General features: G+C 60.0%; 7 protein-coding genes. 5 read left to right on the top strand and 2 right to left on the bottom strand.

Features of this window, described 5'->3' with window-relative positions:
* The 5 genes from ACF1A5_RS33640 to ACF1A5_RS33620 all read left to right on the top strand — a co-directional run.
* On the top strand, positions 1–393 hold a 393-nt coding region (locus ACF1A5_RS33640), incomplete at its 5' end, for an AAA domain-containing protein (protein ID WP_392196640.1).
* Positions 394–422: 29 nt separating this feature from the next.
* Complete coding sequence (locus tag ACF1A5_RS33635) at positions 423–650, top strand: hypothetical protein (protein WP_245220050.1); 228 nt, start codon at positions 423–425, stop codon at positions 648–650.
* Positions 651–702: 52 nt separating this feature from the next.
* On the top strand, positions 703–1,983 hold the full coding sequence (locus ACF1A5_RS33630) for an IS256 family transposase (RefSeq protein WP_030537341.1): 1,281 nt from the start codon (positions 703–705) through the stop codon (positions 1,981–1,983).
* Between the two features lie 176 nt (positions 1,984–2,159).
* The gene (locus ACF1A5_RS33625) at positions 2,160–3,425 is read left to right on the top strand and encodes an IS256 family transposase (RefSeq protein ID WP_003943361.1); all 1,266 of its coding nucleotides are present in this window, start codon (positions 2,160–2,162) and stop codon (positions 3,423–3,425) included.
* Between the two features lie 151 nt (positions 3,426–3,576).
* The gene (locus ACF1A5_RS33620; RefSeq protein ID WP_003942584.1) at positions 3,577–4,665 is read left to right on the top strand and encodes an IS110 family transposase; all 1,089 of its coding nucleotides are present in this window, start codon (positions 3,577–3,579) and stop codon (positions 4,663–4,665) included.
* A gap of 326 nt (positions 4,666–4,991) precedes the next feature.
* On the opposite strand, the gene ACF1A5_RS33615 is transcribed toward ACF1A5_RS33620, so the two are convergent.
* Both ACF1A5_RS33615 and ACF1A5_RS33610 read right to left on the bottom strand, forming a co-directional pair.
* Complete coding sequence (locus ACF1A5_RS33615) at positions 4,992–5,999, bottom strand: IS481 family transposase (protein WP_392196639.1); 1,008 nt, start codon at positions 5,997–5,999, stop codon at positions 4,992–4,994.
* Between the two features lie 85 nt (positions 6,000–6,084).
* Positions 6,085–7,957 (bottom strand): hypothetical protein (locus ACF1A5_RS33610; protein WP_392196638.1); only part of this gene is annotated, 1,873 nt, incomplete at its 5' end.

The raw sequence follows: 7,957 nt of genomic DNA, 5'->3' as shown, positions 1-7,957 counted from the left end.
GAACTACTGGCAGCGGATCTGGTCACCACCGCAGGCCAGCGGCCAATGACGGCCGCCGACGTGGCCGTGGTGGTCCCGCACGTGACCCAGGCTGCGGCAATCCGTGCCCTACTCAGCGAGCACCCCGACGTACTGGTCGGCACCGCCAACTCGCTGCAAGGCCTCGAGCGCCCTGCCGTCGTGGTGCTGCACCCGTTGGCGGGATACCGGACCGCCGAACCTTTCAACCTCGACGCGGGCCGCACCTGCGTGATGCTCTCGCGTCACCGCGCCCACATGTCCGTCGTCATCGATGACACGACCGCGAGCGTCCTTGCACACGGTGCGCCGTCGCCCGCGCTCGAGGTCCAGACCGCCCTGTTGGCCGCGCTGCACAGCACCCCCGCTGTGTAGCTCACCCGCAAGGGAAAGGGACACAACACATGTCCGAAACAACGAAGCCCGAATACCGTGCACGCGCCTGGGAAGGAATAGACACATTCGACGCAGTCGCGGCATCGACAGCAGGCGGCAGCAAGCACGATGACTTCCGCTACGAGCAAGACCCCGAGTCGCAGATCCACGACAACGGCGTCCGCGCTGTGCGGGCAGCAGACGGAATGATCGCGTATGCCCGCCGCTGCGGAACCGGCACCGGGACTGTTTCGTAATCGGTGTTTTGGCCCGAGACGCTGAGTGAATGCTCGGCGAGGAGGTGCCGAGATGACGACACTGGAGAATGTGACGAAGAAGAGGGCCGAGCCCTCCGCGGAAGCTGCGGCGGCCGCAGAGTTGGTGCGCCTGGCCAAGGAGCAGGGCCTGTCGCTGACCGGGCCGGACGGTCTGCTCAAGCAGTTCACCAAAACCGTTCTGGAAACCGCACTGAACGAGGAGATGACCGAGCACCTCGGGCACGACAAGAACCAAGCTCCGGCCGATCGGGAGTCTACGAATATTCGCAACGGGACTCGGTCGAAAACGGTGTTGACCGAGGCCAGTGGGCATGTCCCGATCGAGGTCCCTCGTGATCGGGAAGGGACGTTCGAGCCGCAGATCGTCAAGAAACGCCAACGTCGATTGAACGGGGTCGATGAGATCGTGTTGTCGTTGTACGCCAAAGGATTAACGACTGGTGAAATCAGTTCGCATTTCGCTGAAATCTACGGGGCCTCGGTCTCGAAGGAGACCATCTCGCGGATCACCGACAAGGTCCTCGAGGAGATGCAGGACTGGTCTGCCCGTCCGCTCGACGAGGTGTACGCGGCAGTTTTCGTCGATGCGATCGTCGTCAAAGTTCGAGACGGGCAGGTCGCAAACCGGCCGATCTACGCGGCGATCGGCGTCAGTCTCGACGGACGGCGCGACGTGCTCGGATTGTGGGCCGGCACCGGCGGTGAGGGCGCCAAATTCTGGATGTCCGTGCTGACGGACATTCGCAATCGCGGCACTCGGGATGTGTTCTTCCTGGTCTGCGACGGATTGAAAGGCCTGCCGGAAGTCGTCGAGAACGTATGGCCGGCCACGACGGTACAAACGTGCGTCGTGCATTTGATCCGCAACACCTTTCGGCTCTCGGGACGTCAACACTGGGACGCACTCAAACACGATCTCAGACCGATCTACACGGCACCGACCGAGGCTGCCGCTCACGCGGGGCTGGACGATCTCGCCGAGCACTGGGGTGAGAGGTATCCGGCGATCATCCGATTGTGGACCAACGCTTGGCAGGAGTTCATTCCGTTCCTCGATTACGACACAGAGATACGGCGAGTGCTCTGCTCTACCAACGCGATTGAGTCCCTCAATGCCCGCTATCGGAGGGCGGTGAAAGCTCGTGGCCATTTCCCTACCGAGGCGGCTGCGCTGAAGTGTCTGTATTTGGTGACACGTTCGCTCGACCCGACAGGCAAGGGCCAGGCACGATGGATAACGAGGTGGAAGCCCGCTCTGAACGCGTTTGCGATCACGTTCGCCGATCGTTGGCCGGGATCGGAAACTTACTGATGGAAATCCGCCGAAACACCGTTAAAGAGATAGACCCGCGGCACGGCGACCACGACTGCAGCGACGCTCACCGTCACCTCTGTCACGCCGCCGGGCTGCGGCGGGACTGTCTGAATAACGGTGGATCCGGTCCTTGATTCAACACGCCGAGCTGAGCTTGGCGGGAAGGATCGACGATGACCGAAACACTTGATCCCATGGCAGAGACTGAGGTGGATCAGAAGCAGTTGGCCGAGCAGCTCCTGGCTCAGGCCAAGGAGCAGGGCGTGGAGTTGATGGGCCCGAACGGACTCCTCAATCAACTCACCAAAAACGTCCTAGAGACCGCGTTAGACGCGGAGATGACCGAGCACCTGGGCTACGAGAAGCACGATGCCGCCGGCCGCGGCAGCGGCAACTCGAGGAACGGTACCCGTTCGAAGACGGTGCTCACTGAGATCGGGCCGGTGGAGATCGAAGTGCCACGCGACGTCGATTCTTCGTTCGACCCGCAGATTGTTAAGAAGCGTCAGCGACGCTTGACGGGTATCGATGAGATCGTATTGTCATTGACGGCAAAGGGTTTGACGACCGGCGAGATATCCGCGCACTTTCAAGATATTTACGGAGCGTCGGTGTCGAAGGACACGATCTCGCGGATCACCGACAAGGTCGTCGGGGAAATGACGGAGTGGCAGAACCGGCCACTTGATCGGGTGTATCCGGTGATGTTCATCGATGCGGTGCACGTGAAGGTTCGCGATGGGCAGGTCACCAACCGGCCGATGTATGTCGCGATCGGCGTCACCGTCAATGGCGAACGCGACATCCTCGGGATCTGGGCCGGCGAGGGCGGAGAGGGCGCAAAGTTCTGGCTCTCGGTCCTGACCGAGATCAAGAACCGTGGTGTGGCGGACGTCTGCATCGTTGTGTGCGACGGACTCAAAGGATTGCCTGAAGCGATCAACACCGTCTGGGAACTCGCTGTGGTGCAGACGTGCATTATTCATCTGATACGCAACACTTTTCGCTTTGCCTCTCGTAAATATTGGGATGCGATGGCGCGTGATCTCAAACCTGTCTACACCGCTCCGTCGGAGTTTGCGGCCAGGGAACGATTCGCTGAGTTCACGCAGAAATGGGGGCAGCAGTATCCAGCGATTATCAAGATGTGGGACAACGCGTGGAGTGAGTTCGTTCCGTTCCTGGACTACGACGTCGAGATCAGGCGCGTCATCTGCTCGACGAACGCGATCGAGTCTGTCAACGCTCGCTACAGGCGCGCAGTACGGGCGCGTGGGCACTTCCCGACTGAGCAGGCGGCGCTCAAATGCTTGTACTTGGCCACGCGTGCTCTGGACCCGACAGGGAAAGGTAAGGCACGATGGGCAATGAGGTGGAAGCCCGCGCTCAATGCGTTTGCGATCACCTTCGAAGGACGCATCACCCTGAACGGTAACTAACCGACATCAAGGTCGGATCCACCGTTAATCGGACACTCCCGGTATGAGGGTCGGCCCGTTTCGGGCCGGGGACTCGCTTGCAAGTTGCCGTGGGTTGCCGAGTAGGCGAAGCCTGGATCGGTAGTGCCTACATTTGCAGGAGGCCCCGGTGATGTATCAGCGTACGAGTGTCGGATTGGACGTGCACGCACTGTCTGTAGTGGCATGTGCGATCGACGGTCAAACCGGTGAAGTATGGAAACAACGATTATGTCCGGACTCCGGTGAGATCCTCGCCTGGTTGCGTTCGTTGCCGGGTCCGGTGAAAGCCGTCTACGAGGCCGGACCGACCGGATTCGGCCTGTACCGAGCTCTGAATCAAGCGGGTGTGGAGTGCGTGGTGGTTGCGCCGTCGAAATTGCAGAGACCTGCTGGTGACCGCGTCAAGACCGATGCTCGCGACGCGCTGCATCTGGCGCGGTTGCTCCGACTGGACGAGATCGTCGAGGTCACGGTCCCTTCGGTAGAACAAGAGGCAGCCCGAGATCTGGTCCGTGCCCGTGAGGATGCTCGCGGGGATCTGATGCGATGCCGACATCGCTTGTCGAAACTTCTTCTGCGGCAGGGCATTGTCTATTCTGGTGGTGCGGCGTGGACTGGTGCGCATGATGTGTGGCTACGAAGTCAGAGGTTCGAGCAGTCGGCGTTGCAGGCCACGTTCGACTCGAACTATGAAGCGATGCTGCTCACCCGAAGCCGCCGTGACCGACTGGATACGGCGATCGAGGAGATGGCGGAGAACAGTCCCTACACGCCGATGGTGCACCGTTTGGGATGTTTACGCGGAATCTCTACTTTGACCGGGTTCGGGTTGGCGGTCGAGATCGGCGACTGGCAGCGATTTACGGGGAGCACCATCGGTTCCTATGTCGGCCTGGTGCCGAGTGAATACTCTTCGGGGACATCACGATCACAGGGTTCGATCACCAAGACCGGCAACGGTCATGCACGTCGGTTGTTGGTCGAGGCAGCATGGCATCACCGCAAGATCTACCGCAACCCTGGACAGGTCATGCGCACTCGATGGGCGAAAGCCAGCCCCGCTGCGCGTGCTCGTGGGCATGCCGGCAACCACCGCCTGCATCATCGGTGGGAGCAGTTCACCGCCCGTAAGAAGCGTCCGGTGATCGCCAATGTCGCCGTAGCCAGAGAACTTGCGGGATGGTGTTGGTCGCTGGCGGTCGTCGACGACCAGCCCTGAGCTTGTCCTTCCCCTAGATTTCGGTCGATAGACAATCGCAAAGGGCGTGATGGCAGCGTGAGGAACGATCTGCGAAAACAACTATGGGCAGCAACAGGTTCCGAAATTGGAACCGATTGCGACGCCCGACCCTAGAGCAGCAGCACCGTTCCTGCCGAACAGTCGTCCTGCGGTAGCCAACCCGCGTATATCAGTCTGACCACGAGTCGTGAATATCGACATGTCACCCGCCGTTCTTCATGTCCGTCGACCGAAACGGAAACGGCCTCGGGAACTGCCGTTCCCGAGGCCGTTTCCACCTGTCCCTTGACAAATTTCTCTACATATCAGTTGTAGGAGGAACGGACGTTGGTGACGCGGTGCCGGCGGTAAGCGGCGGGCGGTCGTCCTCCGCGTGCTGAATGCGGTCGGTGGTAATTGTAGTGAACATTCCAGACTTCGACGGCAGTGCGCCGCTCAGCTTCGCTGGTGTACTCGCGGGAGTACAGCAGTTCTTCGGCGAGGATGCGGTTGTAGCGTTCGACCTTCCCGTTGTGTTTCGGGGTGTACGGCTTGATGCGGTAGTGCCGAGCTTCGCGGAGTGAAACGGTGAAATCTGCTGCCCGATAGCATGATCCGCTGTCGGTGATCACGCGCTCGATACGGGTGATGCCGTGTGCGGCGAAGAAGACGCGGGCGTTGTTCATGAAATCGATGGCTGTTGCGGCGGTTTCGTTGTCGCGTGCCTCGGTGTACGCCAGGCGGGTGTTCCCGTCGATCGCGGAATGCAAATAGGTGTACCCGACCCGGGCTTGCTTGTTCTTCGTTTTCCGACGCTGCGATCGTTTGGCCTGCTCGGAGCCGCGGCCGTGGGCACGCCACCCGCCGCCGTCGGGGATCTTCCCGACTTTCTTGATGTCGACGTGGACCATCTGGCCGGGTCGTTTTGCAACGATGACCTGCGGTTTTCGGTTGGTTTCGCCGTTCGGGTCGATGAACCGGCGGCGGTGCAATCCGAGGTTCCGCAGGATTTTCGTGACGGTCCGGCGAGCAATGACCGTTCCATCCATTCGGAGTTCGAACGTGATTCGTGAAGCCGACCATTTCCGGGTCCGTCGCATCGACTCGATGTCGGCCACGACCTCCGCGGCTGTGGCGGTGGGTTGGTGTTTCGGTGCGCTGGAGCGGTCCTGTAGTCCCAGGTCACCATATTTGCGGTGACGGTTGACCCACGTGGAGGCGCATTGTCGTGAGATACCCATTTCGGCGGCGACGTGGGCGATCGGACGACTCTGGCAGCGCTCGATCAGGCGTCGTCTTCCCTCCACGGTGAGTGGAGCATTACGGTGTGTCACAGGGCTGGTCCTTCTTGGTCGAGAACGGTTGTGTCGCAACTCCCATTCTTACGCCGAGGACCAGCCCGTCTACTTCAATCCCTCGTCAGCAACGTCCATACCCACAACAACTAGGCCCCTCTGAGGGAAGGGCGACCATCAAGTCATGGAGCGGACCTGCAATAACATCGACCACCTCTGGAGGAATCTTTTTCCCCAGAATTGCGATCCTCGCTAGCACTCCCTGGCGGTCAGAGACGAAAGGCAGTTCCGTCGTCAATAGGTCGGAGATCGAATCCCACGAAGCGAGCTGGGGATACCAGACATTCAGTGTGACCAGATCGGATGCAAAGTCCTTCACTCCCATGGCGAACGAGCCGCTTTTGAGGTCGGAGATCCGCTGGGTGGTCGCGGAGGACAGCTTCTCAATAACGCCCTTCGCTATGTCGTCATCTAGGTCTCGTACATCTCCAAAAGCACTGAGAGCGGACAAGTTCCCTTCTTCAATTCGCTTCTGAATCGTTTCCCGATGGGCGGAATCGTGCTTGGCGAGGATTCGATCGAACGCTTCTTTGAGTGCCGGGCCGTCCTTGCTGCGCACGGCAACCGCCGTTCTGTCGTCGCTGGTCCATTCACTTATTGGCACGTTCTCCACGACGCGTGCCCAATCGTACGAGGAGCCGATATCCCCTTGCTGTGGAGATTCTTTGATGTGTTCGATCACCTCACGCAGGACCGGCGCTGAAATCACGGAAACAAGATTCGACAAAACCTTCAGCAGTGCATGCTCCAGTGAGAAGGTCGGCTGCAGCCGAGTTGCCAAGTCGCCAGTATCATTCAACCTCGCCAGTATCCAGCGTGCATGCGTGTCTGCCCAGTCTGTTTCAAGGACATCGGAGGCAGACGAAATCGTTTGCAGGTCAGCGTGTAGCGAAGTTCGAGTCCCGAGTTCAAGTCGCACTACGCCCGCTGCAGCGCGGACCGCGGTTGCGGGCCCCACCCTTAGTAAATGCCGCACAGTGTCCTCGATCAGCTTGTGTTCACCTGCGTGCCTCAGCGCAGCCAGCGATTTAGCGATCTCCTCAGCTGAGCTGTCGTTCATGAGCGTGTACTGGGCCAAGAGTGTGTGCGATCTTCGCCAGGATGAATGATCCGCAGCGATCCCGGCAAGCAGCGTCGCCGACCGGAGCCTCAAGCTGGTCGGATCCAGTTCTGGGCCCTCGGAATTACCCACCCATACTTGGAACTGGTCGGTGAACTGAATCTCCAGGCCGTCCGCTACCTCCTGCCGACTCCACCACGACGCGAGGGTGTCACGGCCCTTGATCACTTCCTCAACACCGATAACTTCCTTGCTGTCCGTCGACCATGGGTTGAGTCTGAAGATGAGATCAGTGCCCGATCCTGTGATTGCCATAGCGGTTGGGTCATCTACCGCTACATTTCGAATTTTTTGGACGTCGACGGCACAGAGACGTGCATTTGCGAGATCGCCGAGCTCGGCTAGACAACGGCCTCTGTGCAGGAGGAGCCACGCCCGATCGACGTCGCTGTAATCGCTATGGGTCAGAGCGCCGTCTACGACGTCCAATCCGCCTTGTGGGTTTCCGTCTTCGACGGAAAGAGCACAGGCGAACACTGCGGCTGCAGCCCGTTCCGATGGCGCCTTGGCGTCCTTGACCAGTTTTTCGAGCGCGTCAATGTTGGCGTCACCGCCCAGAATGTCGTGCGCTGCAGCATAAAATCGCCACCCCCACGTGGTCGAGCTTCGGCATTCCGCGAGGTCCGGTGCCGGATCCTTAGTACTTTTGGCCAGCGCGTCAACCGCCGTGCGCGGTGTCAGGTGCCTCAGCCGCATTTTGATCAACAATGCGATGGCTTCGTGGGGTTCCAGTTTCGTCACTGGCGAGTTCGGGTGGGGGGCCACCAGGCGCGGCGTCAACATCGCATAGCGGTAACGATCAGTCGACAACACATCT

The organism is Streptomyces sp. NPDC014864, from assembly GCF_043081525.1.
Taxonomy (GTDB): domain Bacteria; phylum Actinomycetota; class Actinomycetes; order Streptomycetales; family Streptomycetaceae; genus Streptomyces.
The sequence above is the reverse complement of the archived record's forward strand: the minus strand, read 5'-3'. Positions and strand labels throughout refer to the sequence as shown.